Consider the following 17,131-nt stretch of genomic DNA (forward strand, 5'->3'; position numbering starts at 1 on the left):
GCGGCCGCGTCGTTTCATGCCTGAAGAGGCTTAGCTCAAGGCCCGGCTGCGTTTTTGCGCCAGCTGCCAGCCCCACAGAATCGCTATCGCCAGGGCAAACAATGCGCCAAACCCCACACCAGTGGCAACCGGTGGCGCCCCTAGTTTGATGGCCAGCGAATAGAGCCCCAGCATCAACAGCATTGCGCCATTTTCGCCCAGGTTCTGAACCGCTATCGCATTCCCAGCCCCGACGCTCTCTTTGCCCCGCATTTGCAGCAGGGCATTCAGCGGCACCACAAAGAAACCGCCAAGCATACCGATGGCTATCAGTAACGCATAAGCGCCCGTGGTGGTGTGCTGTAACGAGAAGAACACCACGGCGATGCCAATCAGCACGCCAGCAGGCATACAGCGGCCCACCGTTTTCAGCGTGACCAGCTTAGCCGCAGCACCTGCTCCAAATACAATCCCGATCGCTACCATCGCATTCAGCAAGGTGGGCGTTTTGTTATCGGTGATGCCCAGCGCAACCGGTACCCAGAGCACCAGCAGGAAGCGCAGCGTGACGCCTGCGCCCCAGAACAGGCTGGTGCCGACCAGTGAGAAGCGGGTTTCTCCATCCCGCCACAATACGCGGCACGCACTGAAGAAGCTGGCTGACATTTTGCCCGGATGCCACGGCTGTCCCGGCCTTGCCGCAGCAAGCTTAGGGATCAGCACATTGGCGCCCACCGCCAGCCCGTAAGCCACCACGCAGGCGATCAGCGCTGCCAGCAGATTCCAGTCTGCCAGCACCCCACCGGCAACCGAGCCTAAAAGGATCGCAGCGATGGTGGAGGCCTCCATCAAACCATTGGCTTTCACCAGCGTGTCACCCCCCGAGATTTCCCCCAGGATGCCATATTTCGCTGGCGAGTAAGCTGCGGCTCCCACCCCTACCAGGCTGTAGCCGATAAAAGGATTGAAGCCAAAACAGATGGTCAGCGCGCCCAGCAGCTTCAGGCCGTTGGCAAACATCATCACCCGGCCTTTGGCAAAGCTGTCGGCAACCTGCCCGACAAAGGGGGCCAGAATGATATAGGTGGCAACGAACACCATCTGCAGTACCGGCTGGCTCCAGTCGGGATAAACCTGCTGCTTCAGGACCGCCAGGGTAGCAAACAGCAGCGCATTGTCACCAAATGCCGAGAGGAACTGTGCGGCAATAACCGCCAGCATCCCCCGGGATAACAGCCCCTGAGGGCTGGCAGAATTATTCATCAGTTTTCTCCGGATTTTCAGCCAGACTGCGTAAGGTAACAAAATCCGGTTTGCCGCTGCCCAGCAGAGGCAGTTGCTTCATAAAACGAATAGCCCGGGGTATGGCCAGCTCAGGGCTCCCCAGTTCGCGGGCCGCTTTCTGCAACTGGTCACGGGTCAGCTCGCTGTCGGTGGTAAACAGCACCAGCGCCTCGCCCCGGTTGCCGTCGGGCTTTATTGAGGCGGCATGTTGCTTCTCTGCCGACGCTGTAAGGGCGATTTGCTCTACCGTTTCCAGCGACACCATTTCACCGGCAATTTTGGCAAAGCGCTTCACGCGACCCTGTATCTGGCAGAACCCCTGGTCATCGAAGCTGACGATATCCCCGGTGTCATACCAGCCCGCCTCCATCTGTCCTTCCCCATTGTCCGCCTGCGGCGCTTCAAGCACGCCCGGGTTTTCAACACGCAGATAGCCTTTCATGATGTTCGGACCACGCAGTTGCAGCAGGCCGCCCTGTTCAATGCCGGGTACCGAAATAAGGCGTGAATCCATTCCCGGCAGAATGCGGCCAACGGTATGGTTCCTGGCGGCCATCGGCACATTGATAGCGACCACGGGCGCACACTCGGTGACGCCGTAGCCCTCAAGGATGCGGATACCAAACTTGTCCATCCAGGTCTGTCGCGTGGCCTCCTGTAATTTCTCCGCCCCGGCCACGACGTAGCGCAGGCGGCCAAAATCATAAGGGTTGGCAAACCGGGCATAGTTACCGAGGAAAGTAGAGGTACCAAACAGCACGGTGCAGTTCCGGTCATAAACCAGCTCCGGCACGATACGGTAATGCAGCGGACTTGGATAAAGAAAGACCTGCGCACCGGTCATCAGCGGCGTGAACAGCCCCACAGTCAGACCAAAAGCGTGGAACAGCGGCAGCGCAGACATAAAGCGATCGCGCGGGGTGAAGTCGGCCACCGTTCTGATCTGCTCAACGTTGGCCATCAGGCTCTTATGGGAGTGCACCACACCTTTGGGATTGCCTTCCGACCCTGAGGTAAACAACACCATCGCGGCATCTTCGGGTTGCTGGCGGACTTCCGCAAGGCGCGGCAGCAGAAGATGCCCCAGGATCCAGAGCTTGTCCTGGGTGGTTACCGTCTCTTTCAGATCCTCAAGGAAGATCCATTTAACCTGGGTGACTTCTTCCGGCAGATGCCAGAGCTTGCCCTTGTCCAGAAACTGACGCGAGGTAAAGACCGTTTTAACCTGGGCAGCTTTTAATGCGCTTCTGACGCCTTTTACCCCTGCGGTGTAGTTCAGCATCGCCGGGATACGCCCGCGCATTGATGCACCCAGAATAGCCGCCGCCGTGACCGTGGCATTGGGCAGCAGCAGGCCGATATATTCGCCAGGTGCGGTGTAGCGTTCCAGGATCCTGCCGACGCCCAGTGATTTTTTCAGCAGGCCGGTGTAGCTGTCGGGTTTGAAATTCACATCTTCAATACAGGGTTTGAACAGGCCGTAACGCGTGCGCGCAGCCAGAAACGCCTGATAGAGCGTTTCCCGCGGGCGCACCGCCATGCGGGCTTCCATCATAATATGGTGCAGGTGCTCACCCGCCAGCTTGCGGCGGTCGCGCGCTTTTGGCGCTTCGGGCATCGGGATATGCGTGGCAGGCAGCACGGTCAGGCTGATACGCGGGAACAGGCGACGCTTGAAGACCCCGGCCAGACGGCCGTAGGGGGAAAATTCCGCCCCTTCAATGCGCACGGGCACAAGGGTCGCGCCAGATTTGGCCGCGACAAAACCCGCCCCGTCATAAATTTTCATCAGCGAGCCAGTGACGGTGATGCGCCCTTCCGGGAAAATCACCACCGGGCGGCCCTGACCGATCAGCTTCACCAGATGCTTCACGGACATCGGTTTGGTCGGATCCAGGGGAACAAAGTCGACCACTTTACTGACCCAGCGCATGTACCACTGGTCGCTGATGGAGGAGTAGACGGCAAATACCGGCTTAACGGGCAAAAACACCGCCAGCAATATCCCGTCGATAAACGACATATGGTTTGGGACGATCAGCACTTTTTCTTTGTATAAACCAGAAAGATCGCCCTTCAGTCGCGTGCGGAAGCAGCCCTGAAACAGTAGTCGTAAAATGGAAAATAACATGCCAACTCCTTAGCATAAAAAAGTTGGCTATAACGATGCAGGATATGGCGCAACAACTCAATGCTGATGAAGGAAATAGCCTTGATTTTAGTCGCCTTCGCCGCTGCATTTCTGCGTTTCACCGCAGAAATGCGATCTGGCTCGTTCTCCAGTGACGGCCAGCCGCTAAAGCGAGGTTGCCTGCCAGCCGCCACCCAGTGCGGCTATCAGCGCAACGCTGGCGGTCCACTGGGTGCTTTGCAGTGACAGCAGGCTCTGCTGTGAACTGAGGCTGGTGTTCTCGGTGGTGGCCACATCCAGATAGTCAATCATGCCCGCCTGATACTGGTTATAGGTGACCCGGGCAGACTCCTTCGCCGCCTCCGTCGCCCGCTGCTGCGCCAGCATCTCCTGTTGCAGGGTATTCAGCTCAACCAGATAGTCTTCCACTTCCTGGAAGCCTTCCAGAACCGACTGACGGTAGCTGGCAACATCCGCATCATAGGCCGCGCGGGCCTGTTCAACTTTGGCAGAGGTCGCGCCGAAATCCAGTAATGTGCCACTGAGTTCCGGCCCCAGCGACCAGACGCGGTTCGGCAGTGAGATCAGGTTATGCAGCGTGGAGCTGGAGAAGCCACCGGTGGCGCTGAGCGTCAGGTCAGGATAGTAACCGGCAATGGCGACGCCCACGGCGGCGTTTGCCGAAGCCAGGGTGCGTTCGGCCCAGGCGATATCAGGGCGGCGCTGGAGCAGCTCTGAAGGCAGCGAGGGGGGATGGCTGGCAGGGTAGCCGTCATCGTTGCAGCAGGAAGGCTGAATTCAGCGGGCGTTTTTCCCATCAGCATGGCGATGGCGTGCTCCGTCTGTGCGCGCTGCCAGCTGAGATCCAGCGCTGAAGCGCGGGCGCTTTCCAGTTGCGCCTGGGCCTGAGCCAGCGTGCCGCGTGACTCACTGCCGGCCTGATATTTATTGGTGATGACGGTCAGATAACGCTGATAGGCATCGACGCTCTGCTGATACAGGGCGATCTGCTGATCCATAATCCGCAGCTGAAAATAGTCCTGCGCCAGTTCAGACTGCGCGCTGAGCGTGATATTCGCCAACTCTGCCGCACTGGCCTGGGCGCTGGCGTTGTTCTCTTCCAGCGTGCGGCGCAGCTTGCCCCAGATATCCAGCTCCCAGCTGGCACTGGCCTGCAGCGACTGGCTGTTACTGGTGGTGCGGCCTGTGCCAGCCGTGGTGCTGCCTGCACTGCCACTGCGCGTGGAGGAGCCGGTTCCGGTTACGCTCGGGAACAGATCGGCGCGGGATCCAGAGACAAGGGCTTTTGCCTGACGGTACTGAGCTTCATACTGCGCGACGTTCTGGTTAGAGATGGACACCTGCCGCAACAGCCCGGAGAGCGTCTCGTCATGGTAGACCGCCCACCACTCTCCTTTGCTTACCGCATCCTGCGGCTTAGCCTGCTGCCAGCCTTTGGCTTCTTTGTACTGGGCAGGCACGCTGGTCGCAGGACGATGGTAGTCAGGCCCAACGGCACAACCGGCGATCAACAGCGCCAGCAAAACGGGTGTCAGTTTAATCATTTTTATCACATTTATTCAGCATGACGCAGGCGTGCCCACTGGCGTTTCGTGGCACGGCTGACGCGATCAAGATAGAGGTACACCACCGGCGTGGTGAATAAGGTTAAAAGCTGGCTCAGTGCCAGGCCACCGGCAATGGCCAGCCCGAGCGGACTGCGCAGGTCGGCATCCCCCCGCTGCCCAGCGCCAGCGGCAAGGCGCCAAAGAAGGCCGCCAGCGTGGTCATCATAATCGGACGGAAACGCATCAGGCAGGCCTGGGTGATCGCCTGCTGGGGCGTCATGCCCTGATTACGCTCGGCGGCCAGCGCAAAATCGATCATCATAATCGCGTTCTTTTTCACAATGCCAATCAACAGCAGGATGCCAATCAGGGCGATCACCGTGAGTTGAGTATTGGTCAGCAACAGCAGCAGCAACGCCCCAACTCCGGCAGAAGGCAGCGTGGAGAGGATAGTCAGCGGATGGATATAGCTTTCATACAGCATGCCCAACACGATATAGACGGCGGCAAGCGCGGCAAGGATCAGCCACGGCATGGAGGCGGAGAGATCGGCAAAAGCTTTCGCGGTGCCCTGGAAGCCTGCCTGAATGGTATCCGGCAGGGCGATCTTCGCCATTGCCGTTTTAATCAGCGCCTGCGCCTGCTCCAGCGACACGCCATCGGCCAGGTTAAAGGCTACAGTGCTGGTGGCCGACTGCCCCTGATGAGCTACAGAAAGAGGCGCGTTAGCGCCGCTGAAACGGGCAAAGGCCGAAATGGGGACCTGAGCGCCCTGATCGTTCACCACGTACATTTTTTGCAGCATCGCCGGATCGCGGGTATAGGCATCCTGTAGCGACATCACCACATGATACTGATTCAACGTTTTATACAGGGTGGCTACCTGACGCTGAGCAAAGGCATTGTTCAGCAGCGTATCCAGCATATTCACATCCACACCGAGCTGCTTCGCCCGGTCGCGATCGATGTCGATCATCACTTCCTGGCCGCCGGTCTGGGCATCCGAATCCACGCTGGTCAGCTGCGGGATCGCCTCCAGCGCCGCCTTCACCTTAGGCGTCCAGATCCGCAGGGTATCCAGATCGTCGGCCTGCAGGCTGTACTGATAAGAGGCATTGGCGCTGCGGCCCCCGATATGAATATCCTGGGCCGCCATCAGAAACAGCTCCACACCGGGAATATCGCGGGTTTTGCCACTGAGCCGGTTGGCCACTTCTGTTGCCGTGGCATCACGCCGATCGAGATCTTTCAGGTGCACAAAGAAGTTCGCGGTGTTGCGGGATCCAAACGCTCCGCTGCCCATTGAAGACATCACTCCATCGACCGCCGGATCCTGCTCAATCATTTTGGCAAACTGCTGCAGTTTCGGCTCCATTGCCTGGAAGGAGACGTTCTGATCGGCACGCAGCATGCCCATCAACAGTCCGGTATCCTGGTTCGGGAAGAAGCCCTTCTGCACCACCGAATAGAGAAACAGATTGAGGATCACCGTCAGGATCAGGCTGAACAGCGTCAGCCGCTGATGGCGCATCACCCAGTTCAGCGCCGAAGCATAAGCCGCCAGCAAACAGTTGAGGCCATTTTCAATCCACTGATAGACCGGGTGCGGACGGGTGGTGACTTTGGGTTTACGCCTGAGCAAACGCGAGCAAAGCATCGGCGTAAGGCTCAGCGAAACCAGCATCGAAATGATCAGCGATACCGTCAGCGTGACGGCAAACTCACGGAACAGGCGGCCCACGATACTGCCCATCAGCAGGATCGGAATGAACACCGCCACCAGCGACAGGGTCATAGACAGCACGGTAAAACTGACCTCATGCGCGCCCTTCAGCGAGGCCCGCACCGGGCTAAGCCCCTCTTCGATATAGCGTGTGATGTTTTCCAGCACCACGATCGCATCATCCACCACAAACCCGGTGGCGATAATCAGCGCCATCAGCGACAGATTATCCAGGCTGTATCCCAGCAGGTACATCACCGCGCAGGTGCCAATCAGCGACACCGGCAGCGCCAGCGCGGGGATTAGCACCGCCTGAATATTCCGCAGGAAGACAAACACCACGGCTATTACCAGCAGGACGGCAATCAGCAACGTCTCTTCGGTGTCGTAAAGTGAAGAGCGGACATTGGGTGAACGGTCGACCACGATTTTCAGCGCCACATCGGCAGGCAGATCTTTCTCCAGCGCGGGCAACGTGGCTTTGATCGCATCAATGGTTTCCAGCATGTTGGCGCCCGCCTGACGGGTTACACCGATCATCACTGAAGGCGTCTGATTGAAGTAGCCGACGTTGTACTTGTCCTCAACAGAGTCATAAACCGTAGCCACATCACTGAGATGGATCGCTTTGCCATCCTGATAACTCACCACCAGATTGCGGTACTGGCTGGCCTGTTCAAGCTGGCCGTTGCTGTCCACTACCCACGACTGATGCTCTCCCTGTAACAGGCCTTTGGGCAGATTGGTGGTGCTGTTGGCAATCGCTTCCCGGACGGTATCCAGCGACACGCCAAAGTGGGTCAGCATCTGCGGTTGCAGATCGATACGCACCGCTGGCAGTGCACTGCCCCGCAGCGAAACATCCCCTACCCCCTGCACCTGAGCAATCTTCTGATCGATTTTGCTCTCGGCAATATCGTAGAGTTCCCCCTTGGAACGGGTGGTGGAGGTCAGCGCCAGCATCACAATTGGCGCGTCCGAAGGGTTCGCCTTACGGTAGGTAGGCAGCGACGCCATGCTGCTGGGCAACAGGCTCCGTGCGGCGTTGATCGCCGCCTGCACATCACGGGCCGCGCCGTTGATATCGCGGTTCAGGTCAAACTGCAGGATGATGTTGCTCGACCCCTGTGAACTGCTGGAGGTCATTTCGGTGATGCCGGCGATCTGCCCCAGCGAGCGTTCCAGCGGGGTGGCAACCGTAGCCGCCATAGTTTCCGGGCTGGCACCGGCCAGGCTGGCGGAAACCATGATGGTGGGGAAATCCACCTGCGGCAGCGGGGCTACCGGCAGCAGGCGATAGCCCAGCGCGCCCAGCAACAGCAGCGCAAACGTCAGCAGCAGGGTGGTCACCGGCCGGAAGATAAACAGACGGGTAATATTCATCCACGAGCCTTACGCAATCTGCGGCGGCCCCGTTCTGCCAGCCGGTCAAACAGCAGGTAGATCACCGGCGTGGAGAACAGCGTCAGCACCTGACTGAAAATGAGTCCTCCGACGATGACCAGCCCCAGCGGCTGACGCAGTTCAGCGCCGGAACCCGAGGCCAGCATCAGCGGCAATGCGCCCAGCAGCGCGGCCATGGTGGTCATCATAATTGGCCGGAAGCGCAGCAGACAGGCCTGATGTATCGCTTCGCGCGGGCTGAGATGCTGGTTTTTTTCCGCCTCCAGCGCAAAGTCGATCATCATAATGGCGTTCTTTTTCACGATGCCGATCAGCAAAATCACCCCAATCAGCGCTATCAGGCTGAACTCCGTACCCGCCAGCAGCAGGGTCAGGAGTGCGCCCACTGCCGCTGAAGGCAAGGTGGAGAGAATAGTCACCGGGTGAATAAAGCTCTCGTAGAGGATCCCCAGCACCACATACATGGTCAGCAGGGCTGCGAGGATCAACCACAGCGTATTGCTGGTAGCGCTCTGGAACGCGGCGGTTTCGCCCTGGTAACGCAGCGTGATACTTGAAGGCAACGTCAGGCTTTCCTGAGTTTCAGTAATCGCTTTTTGCGCATCGTCCAGCGAGTAACCGTCAGCGAGGTTAAAGGAGACCGTTACCGCCGGGAACTGATTCAGCCGCATATGCGTCAGCGAACCGATGCGCTGATGGATTTTCGCGATTGAGGTCAGCCTGACCATGCCTGTTGTGCTGCTGTCGGTGGAAGTGCTGCTGTCCGAAGAGCTGCCGGAGGTTGAATCCGACGTGGAGGCCGTGCTGCCGGAAGGCGCCAGATAAATATCATCAAACGAGGCCGGAGACTGCTGATACTTTGGTGCCACTTCCAGCACCACACGGTACTGATTGGACTGGGTGAAAATGGTGGAAACCAGCCGCTGACCAAAAGCGTTATACAGCGCGGTATCGACATCTGAGGCGGTAATGCCATAGCGCGCCGCCGCATCCCGGTTAAGTTCAACGTAGGCCACCTGCCCCTGATCCTGAAGATTGCTCACCACCGAACTGAACTCAGGCCGTTTTTTCAGGGCATCCACCAGTTTGGGTGACCAGGTGACCAGATTTTCACTGTCGGCGTCATCCAGTGAGAACTGGTACTGATCCGGCGTAACCTGATCGTTGACCGTCAGGTCCTGCGAGGCCTGCATATAGAGCTGAATGCCCGGCACATTTTGCGTGGCCTGCTTCAGTTCGGAAATCACCGAAGCTGCCCGTTCATCACGCTCATCGAACGACTTAAGGTTAATCTGTAATCGCCCGCTGTTCAGGCTGGTATTAGTACCATCAATACCGATAGTGGAAGAGAGGCTCTCCACGGCCGGATTCTTCAGCACGATTTCCGCCAGCTGCTGCTGCCGTTTCGCCATTTCGCTGAAGGAGACATCCTGAGACGCCACGGTCACGCCCTGGATCAGCCCGGTATCCTGCGACGGAAAGAATCCTTTAGGGATCACCACGTAGAGCAGGCCGGTAAACACCAGCGTGGCCAGTGCCACCAGCAGGGTCAGCCGTTGATGATTCAGGACTATCGTCAGCAGGCGATCGTAACCGGCCACCAGCCTGTCGAAAAACTCTCCACCTTTACGGTAAAAACGGCTCTGGCGCTCTTCGGGAATATGGCGCAGCAGATAAGCACACAGCATCGGCGTCAGGGTCAGCGATACCACCATCGACACCAGTATCGACACCGCCAGGGTGATCGCAAATTCGCGGAACAGCCGCCCCACCACATCGCCCATAAACAGCAGCGGGATCAGCACGGCAATCAGCGAGAAGGTCAGGGAGATGATGGTAAAACCGATCTGTGCCGATCCTTTCAGCGCCGCCTGCATCGGCGTTTCACCCTGCTCCAGCCTGCGCGAAATGTTCTCCACTACCACAATGGCATCATCAATAACGAACCCGGTGGCGATGGTCAGCGCCATCAGCGACAGGTTGTTAAGGCTGAAGTCAGCGAGGTACATCACGCCAAAGGTTCCCACCAGCGAGAGCGGAACGGCAATGCTGGGGATCAGGGTCGCCGCCACGTTTCGCAGGAACAGGAATGTCACCATCACTACCAGCGCAATCGACAGCATCAGCTCAAACTGTACATCGCTGATTGAGGCGCGGATGGTTTGCGTGCGGTCTGAGAGGATCTGCACTTTGACGCCGTCCGGCAAAGCCGCCTGCAGGGTCGGCAGCTGGGCTTTGATCGCATCCACCACCGAAATCACATTAGCGCCGGGCTGGCGCTGCACGCCGATCACAATCGCCGGGGCGTTATTGGCCCAGGCGGACTGGTAAGTGTTTTCCGCCGCCTCCTGAATATGGGCGATATCGTGCAGCCTCAGCGCCGCGCCGTTCTGATAAGTGAGGATCAGGTTACCGTACTCTTCGGCGGTGCGAAGCTGATCGTTGGCATCAATGGTCACCGAGTGATACTGGCCGTCAAAGCCCCCTTTCGAGCCGTTGACGTTGCTGTTGCCGATCAGGGTGTTGACGTCTTCCAGGGTTAAACCGTGGGCCGCCAGCGCTTTGGGGTCCATCTGCACGCGGATGGCAGGCTGATGCCCGCCCGCCAGCGTCACCATTCCCACACCGGATATTTGCGACAGCTTCAGCGCGATACGGGTGTTAACCAGATCCTGCACTTTGATCAGCGGCAGGGTGTCGGAACTCGCTGCCAGAGTAATCACTGCGGTATCCGCTGGATTGACCTTTTTGTAGGTTGGCGGATTGGGTAAATCTGTTGGAAGCAGGCTGTCAGCGGCATTGATCGCCGCCTGCACTTCCTGCTCGGCCACATCCAGCGACAGATCGAGAGAGAACTTCAGGGTGATAACCGAAGAGCCGCTTGAGCTGCTGGACGCCATCTGGCTCAGGCCGGCCATCTGTCCCAGCTGGCGTTCCAGCGGCGCGGTTACCGAGGAGGCCATCACATCCGGGCTGGCGCCGGGATAGAGGGTGCTGACCTGAATGGTCGGATAGTCCACCTGCGGCAGCGCCGAAGTGGAGAGAAAGCGGTAAGCGAAGATCCCGGAGAGCAAAACGGCGACCATCAGCAGGATGGTGGCTACCGGACGTTCGATAAAGATGCGCGAAGGATTCATTGCGCTTTCGCGCTCCCGCTGGCTGCTTTGGTATCAGAGTCGCTGACAACGGAAACTTTGCTGCCATTGCTGAGACGGTCAATGCCTTCGGTCACCACCTGCTCGCCTGCGCTCACGCCGGAGAGAATGGCCTGCAGCGTTTCACCCAGCGTCGGGCCGGTTTTCACCTGTTTACGCGTGACGGTTTTATCCTGATTGATCACATAGACAAAGCTGCCATCGCTGCTGAGCTGCAGCGCCTGAGCAGGGATAACCGTGGCCTGTTTCAGCGTGCCGGTCTGCAAACGCAGGTTAACGAACTGATTCGGATAGAGCGCCTCATCCTGGTTAGCAAACAGCGCTTTCAGCTCTACCGAGCCGGTGCTGGTGTCGATCTGGTTACTGATAAACTGCACGTCACCCTGCGCCAGCTGGCTGTCACCGTTCTGATCGAAGGCGGTAGCCGGAAGGCTCTGGCCGTTGTGCAGCGCTTTCAGCAGCGTGGGAATATTATTCTGTGGCACGCTGAAGGTTACGGCAGCAGGCTGTGTCTGGGTAATGGTGACGATACCGGTGGTGTCGGTGCTGTGAACCATGTTGCCGGCATCCACCAGGCGTAACCCGGCGCGACCCGCAATCGGCGAGGTAATCTTCGAAAACTCAATGTTCAGTTTTGCGGAGGCAATCTGCGCCTCATCGCCTTTAACAGCACCACTGTACTGACCCACGGTGGCCACCTGGCTGTCCAGGTCCTGACGCGACAGCGAGTCCTGAGCAAAGAGTGTGCGGTAACGGGCCAGCGTCAGCTGGGCACTTTTCAGCAGCGCCTGGTTCTGATTAAGATCGCCCTGATACTGCGCCAGCGTCGCCTGATAGCTGCGCGGATCGATCTGCGCCAGTACCTGCCCCGCTTCGACTTTTTGCCCTTCGGTGAACATAACTTTAGTCAGCTGTCCGTCGACCCTGCTGGTGACCGTCACCGTAGCGTTGGGAATAACCGTCCCCAGCGCGGTCAGATAGACCGGCACGTCAGCCGTGGTCACCTTTCCGGCATGAACCGGCGTGACAGCCCCCGACATCATCCCCGGCCCGCCAGGTCCCCCCATGCCTCCGGGGCCACCCGCGGGCCCGGCACCCTGGGGCCAGAAGCGCCAGACCAGCAGCGCAACGAGAATGACCAGGATCGCTAAAAGGAATTTTTTACGTCGGGAGGATGCCGCTTTATTAGTCGTTGGGGTCATGGGGCTCTGTGGAATCAAATCGGACAAAGGGTTCAACGGGGGCTTTTGCCCTCGCCTGGAAAAGAATCAGGCCAGGGTCGCTGGCCTGCCGCTATTATGAGCGAGTGGGCTGATTACATTCCATCCTCAGCGCGTAAGGATTGCGTAAGGAATTCCGGAAAATCATGATTTCCATCCCCCTCCAAGCGCTTTATACAGGGTAATTTGCTGGTTTAACCGGCCTAACTGAGTGGTTATCAGGGATTGCTGCGCCGTATACAGCGATCTCTGCGCCACCAGCACGTTGAGGTAGTTATCCACCCCCTGCTGATAACGGATGTGCGCAAAATCGTAGTTGCGCTGATTCGCTTTTTCATCCAGCTCGCGCGCCGTCAGCTCCTCTTTGTAAGTATCCTGGCCCGCCAGCGCATCCCCCACTTCTTTAAAGGCGGTCTGAATCGCCTTCTCATAGTCGGCTATTTCAATGCGCTTTTGCAGATGAGCGATATCCAGATTTGCCGAGTTTACGCCGCCATCAAAAATGGGCAGGTTAATGCTGGGACCGAATGACCAGGCTGCTGTGCCCCCTTCAAGCAAATGCCCAAGGCTGCTGGAAGTGGAACCACCGGATGCGGTGAGGCTGATGCTGGGGAAAAAGGCCGCACGCGCCGCACCAATATTGGCATTCGCCGCTTTCAGCTCATGTTCTGCCGAGAGAATGTCCGGGCGACGGGTCAGCAGGTCGGACGGTAAACCTGACGGCGTGGCCGGGAAGTGCCACTCTTTGTTGAGTTTCGCACCGGCCAGCATATCTGCTGGCAGATCGGTGCCCACCAGCAGCGCCAGCGCGTTCACATCCTGGCGCACCTGACGGGTGTAGGAAGCCACATCGGCCTGCGCGGTGCGCACCGAGGTTTCCGCCTGTACCAAATCCTGCTCGCTGCTGACGCCCCCCTCCACACTGCGTTTAGTGAGGTTATACGAATCCTGCTGGCTGGTGACCGTATCCTGCGCCAGCTTGAGTAATTCATTATCCGCGCACAGCGACAGGTAAGCCGAAGCCACCTCTGAGATCAGGCTGATCTGGGTCGCCCGCTGGGTGGCCGCCGTCGCCAGATAGCTTTCCAGCGCCTGATCCCTGAGGCTGCGCAGACGTCCGAAGAAATCCAGCTCCCAGGCCGTAACGCCCAGGTTGCTGCTCAGTTCATGATAGGTCACCGGCCCGGTTGAAGCCGTGTTGTACAAATTGCCGGGCAGGTGCGCCGAGGTCTGTGACGCGCTCAGGTCAACGGAGGGCAGCAGGGCTGCCCGGTCAATCTGTACCTGGGAACGCGCTACATCCACATTCAGCGCGGCCACCCGCAGGTCACGGTTGTTCGCCAGCGACAGCGCAATCAGCTTGTGCATCACCGGATCGGTGAAGAAGTTCTGCCAGCTGATATCTGCGCCATTTCCGGCCTGAGCATTTTGAGTGTAATGCGCCGCAACGGGCAGCGCCGGGCGCTGATAATCGGGCTCCATGGTACAACCGCTGAGCACCAGCATCACCGCAACCGGCAACGCGGCCAGCGAAAAAGTCTTACGAAGCATGAGTTTTTACCTTGGATTTTTTCTTAGCAGAGAAGCGCTGTGCCACCACAACGTAAAACATCGGCACAAAGAAGATCGCCAGGAAGGTCGCGGTAATCATCCCGCCTACCACGGCGGTGCCGATGGAGTGCTGACTGCCCGCCCCGGCCCCGCTGGAGATCGTCAGCGGCAACACGCCGAGCACAAAGGCCATTGAGGTCATAATGATGGGGCGGATACGCAGTTTTGCCGCTTCCAGCGCGGCCTCCACCAGGCCTTTACCCTCTTTCTCGTGCAGCTCTTTGGCGAACTCCACAATCAGAATGGCGTTTTTCGCCGCCAGCCCGACAGTGGTCAGCAGGCCGACCTGGAAGAAGACGTCGTTTTCCAGCCCGCGCATCAGCACTGCCAGCAGCGTGCCCAGCACGCCAAGCGGCACCACAAGGATTACCGAGAAGGGAATCGACCAGCTCTCATACAACGCAGCCAGACACAGGAACACCACCAGGATGGAGATCGAATAGAGTGCTGGCGTTTGCGAGCCGGAACTCTGCTCTTCATACGACAGCCCATGCCACTGTACTTTGAAGCCCGCAGGCAATTTAGCGGCAATCTCCTGCACCGCCTGGGTGGCATCGCCCGAGCTGTAACCCGAGGCTGGAGAACCCATGATCTCCACCGCAGAAATGCCGTTGAAGCGCTCATAACGCGGTGAACCGTATTCCCACTTCCCGCTACCGAAAGCGGAGAATGGCACCATGTCGCCGCTGGTATTGCGGAAATACCACTTGTTGAGATCCTCCGGCGTCACGCGGGAGCCAGCGTTACCCTGCAGATAGACTTTCTTCACGCGGCCGTGATAAATGAACTGGTTAACATAGGTTGAACCCCAGGCCGTGGAGAGCGTGTCGTTGATATCTTCCAGGCTCAGGCCCAGAGCACGCGCGCGTTCATCATCAATGATCAGGTGATACTGCGGCTCATCCTCCATGCCGTTTGGACGGGTCGCCATCAGGCGCTTATCCTTCGCCGCCATCCCCAGGAACTGGTTACGCGCGGCCATCAAAGCTTCATGCCCCTGGTTGTCAGTATCCTGCAGGAAGAAGTCGAAACCGGTGGCATTCCCCAGCTCCATCACCGCCGGTGGCACCAGCGCAAACACTTTGGCATCTTTCAGGGTGGCGAAGTGCGCCATGGTGCGCTGTGCCAGTTTTTGCACCGTCTGGTCACTGTTACGCTGCGCCCAGGGCTTGAGCAGCACAAAGGACATGGCCGTGTTTTCCCCACGCCCGGAGAAGCTGAAGCCGTTTGGTGAGAACACCGAGCTGACTTCCGGTTCGTTCTTCAGCAGCCAGGACTGAATCTCATCCAGCACCTGCTGAGTTCGTTCACTTGACGCATTGGCTGGCAGGGTGGTTTGCATCATCATTACCCCCTGATCCTCATCCGGCAGGAACGAGGTTGGCACGCGGGTGAACAGATAACCGGTGGCGGCAACCAGCAGCAGATAAATCGCCAGGAACAGGTTACGTTTGGAGATTATCGCTCCCACACCCTGGGTGTAATGCAGTGTACCGGCATCAAACTTGCGGTTAAACCAGCCCGCCATGCCACGGGTTTTGTGCTCCGCCGAGCCGGGTTTCAGCAGGGTCGCACAGAGGGCAGGCGTGAAGATCAACGCCATCAGCACCGACAGGGCCATCGCCGACACGATGGTGATGGAGAACTGCCGGTAAATAACCCCGGTAGATCCGCTAAAGAACGCCATCGGCAACAGCACCGCCGAGAGCACCAGCGCAATCCCAAACAGCGCGCCCTGGATCTGTTCCATGGACTTTATCGTCGCGGCCTTCGGGTCCAGCCCTTCGTCGTGCATCACGCGCTCGACGTTTTCCACCACCACGATCGCATCGTCCACCAGCAAGCCTATCGCCAGCACCATGCCAAACATCGTCAGGGTATTTATGGTGTAGCCACAGGCAGACAGAATCCCGAACGTTCCCAACAGCACCACAGGCACGACCAGGGTGGTGATCAGCGTGGCGCGCAGGTTTTGCAGGAACACCAGCATCACCAGGAACACCAGGGCGATCGCTTCAAACAGGGTTTTTACGACCTCTTCAATCGAGGCACTGACCACCGGCGAAGTGTCATACGGGAAGGTCACTTCCACGCCATCCGGCAGGGAAGATTTGATGCCGTCTACCGTGGTGCGTACCGCGTTGATCGCATCCAGCACGTTAGCCCCACTCGCCAGGCGCAGCGCCATACCGGCAGAAGGTTTGCCGTTGTAGGTGGCGGAAATGCTGTAATCCTGCGGCCCCAGATCGACTTTCGCCACATCGCGCAGACGAACCTGAGATCCATCCGGATTAACCTTCAGCAGGATGTTCTGGAACGCTTTCACCGACTGAAGACGGGTTTTACCGATAATGGTCGCGCTGAATTTGGCACCTGGAACGGTGGGTAACCCGGCCAGCTTACCGCTGGAGATCTGCACGTTCTGCTGAGTGATAGCGGTAGAAACATCCGCCGGGATCAGCTGATATTTATCGAGTTTTGCAGGATCGAGCCAGATACGCATACCGTATTCCGACCCCATCACCATAAAATCGCCCACGCCTTTAGTCCGCGATACCGGATCTTCCAGTTTGGACACCAGCAGGTCTGCCAGATCGCCGTTGCTCATTTTCCCGTTGGTTGAAATCAGGCTGACCACCAGCATAAAGTTGGCCTGATATTTACGCACGTTGATCCCCTGCTGGGTCACTTCGGTCGGCAACTGCGATTCGGCAAGCGAAACTTTGTTCTGTACCTGCACCTGAGCGATATCCGGATCGGTTCCCTGATCAAAAGTCACGATGATGGTGGCGCTACCGTCGCTGTTACTCTGCGATTCGATGTAGCGCATATTGTCGATGCCGCTGAGCTGCTGCTCAATAACCTGAACCACGGTGTTCTGCGCGGTTTCAGCGCTGGCACCCGGATAGGTCACCTGAACCGAGATAGCCGGAGGGGCAATGTTGGGATACTGGTTGATGGGCAATTTGAGAATGGACAAGCCCCCAATCAGCATCACGATAATCGCCACCACCCAGGCAAAGATCGGGCGCTCAATAAAGAATTTAGACATCAGA

Annotated in this window: 6 protein-coding genes and 2 pseudogenes; all 8 read right to left on the reverse strand. The window is 58.3% G+C overall.

The features are described from left to right. Positions 1-30: 30 nt before the first annotated feature. Positions 31-1,242: a lysophospholipid transporter LplT gene (gene lplT / locus VRC33_RS18190; protein ID WP_338557928.1), complete on the reverse strand. Its 1,212-nt coding sequence runs from the start codon at positions 1,240-1,242 to the stop codon at positions 31-33. Beyond that, on the reverse strand, positions 1,235-3,394 hold the full coding sequence (aas, locus tag VRC33_RS18195) for a bifunctional acyl-ACP--phospholipid O-acyltransferase/long-chain-fatty-acid--ACP ligase (protein WP_338557932.1): 2,160 nt from the start codon (positions 3,392-3,394) through the stop codon (positions 1,235-1,237). The genes lplT and aas overlap by 8 nt, the downstream gene beginning before the upstream one ends. Positions 3,395-3,559: 165 nt before the next feature. Beyond that, positions 3,560-4,959: pseudogene (locus VRC33_RS18200) on the reverse strand (efflux transporter outer membrane subunit). A gap of 11 nt (positions 4,960-4,970) precedes the next feature. After that, positions 4,971-8,068 (reverse strand): annotated as a pseudogene (locus VRC33_RS18205) (efflux RND transporter permease subunit). Then, entirely contained in the window at positions 8,065-11,226 is a 3,162-nt protein-coding gene (locus tag VRC33_RS18210; RefSeq protein WP_338557939.1) for an MdtB/MuxB family multidrug efflux RND transporter permease subunit, read from the reverse strand. Before VRC33_RS18210 ends, VRC33_RS18205 begins: the two are co-directional and overlap by 4 nt. Beyond that, positions 11,223-12,446: an MdtA/MuxA family multidrug efflux RND transporter periplasmic adaptor subunit gene (locus VRC33_RS18215; RefSeq protein ID WP_338557946.1), complete on the reverse strand. Its 1,224-nt coding sequence runs from the start codon at positions 12,444-12,446 to the stop codon at positions 11,223-11,225. Before VRC33_RS18215 ends, VRC33_RS18210 begins: the two co-directional genes overlap by 4 nt. Before the next feature lie 162 nt (positions 12,447-12,608). Further along, positions 12,609-14,015, reverse strand: a complete 1,407-nt coding sequence (locus tag VRC33_RS18220) for an efflux transporter outer membrane subunit (protein ID WP_338557950.1) — start codon at positions 14,013-14,015, stop codon at positions 12,609-12,611. After that, on the reverse strand, positions 14,005-17,127 hold the full coding sequence (locus VRC33_RS18225; RefSeq protein WP_338557954.1) for an efflux RND transporter permease subunit: 3,123 nt from the start codon (positions 17,125-17,127) through the stop codon (positions 14,005-14,007). Before VRC33_RS18225 ends, VRC33_RS18220 begins: the two co-directional genes overlap by 11 nt. Positions 17,128-17,131 lie beyond the last annotated feature (4 nt).

Source organism: Erwinia sp. E_sp_B01_1 (assembly GCF_036865545.1).
Taxonomy (GTDB): Bacteria; Pseudomonadota; Gammaproteobacteria; order Enterobacterales; family Enterobacteriaceae; genus Erwinia.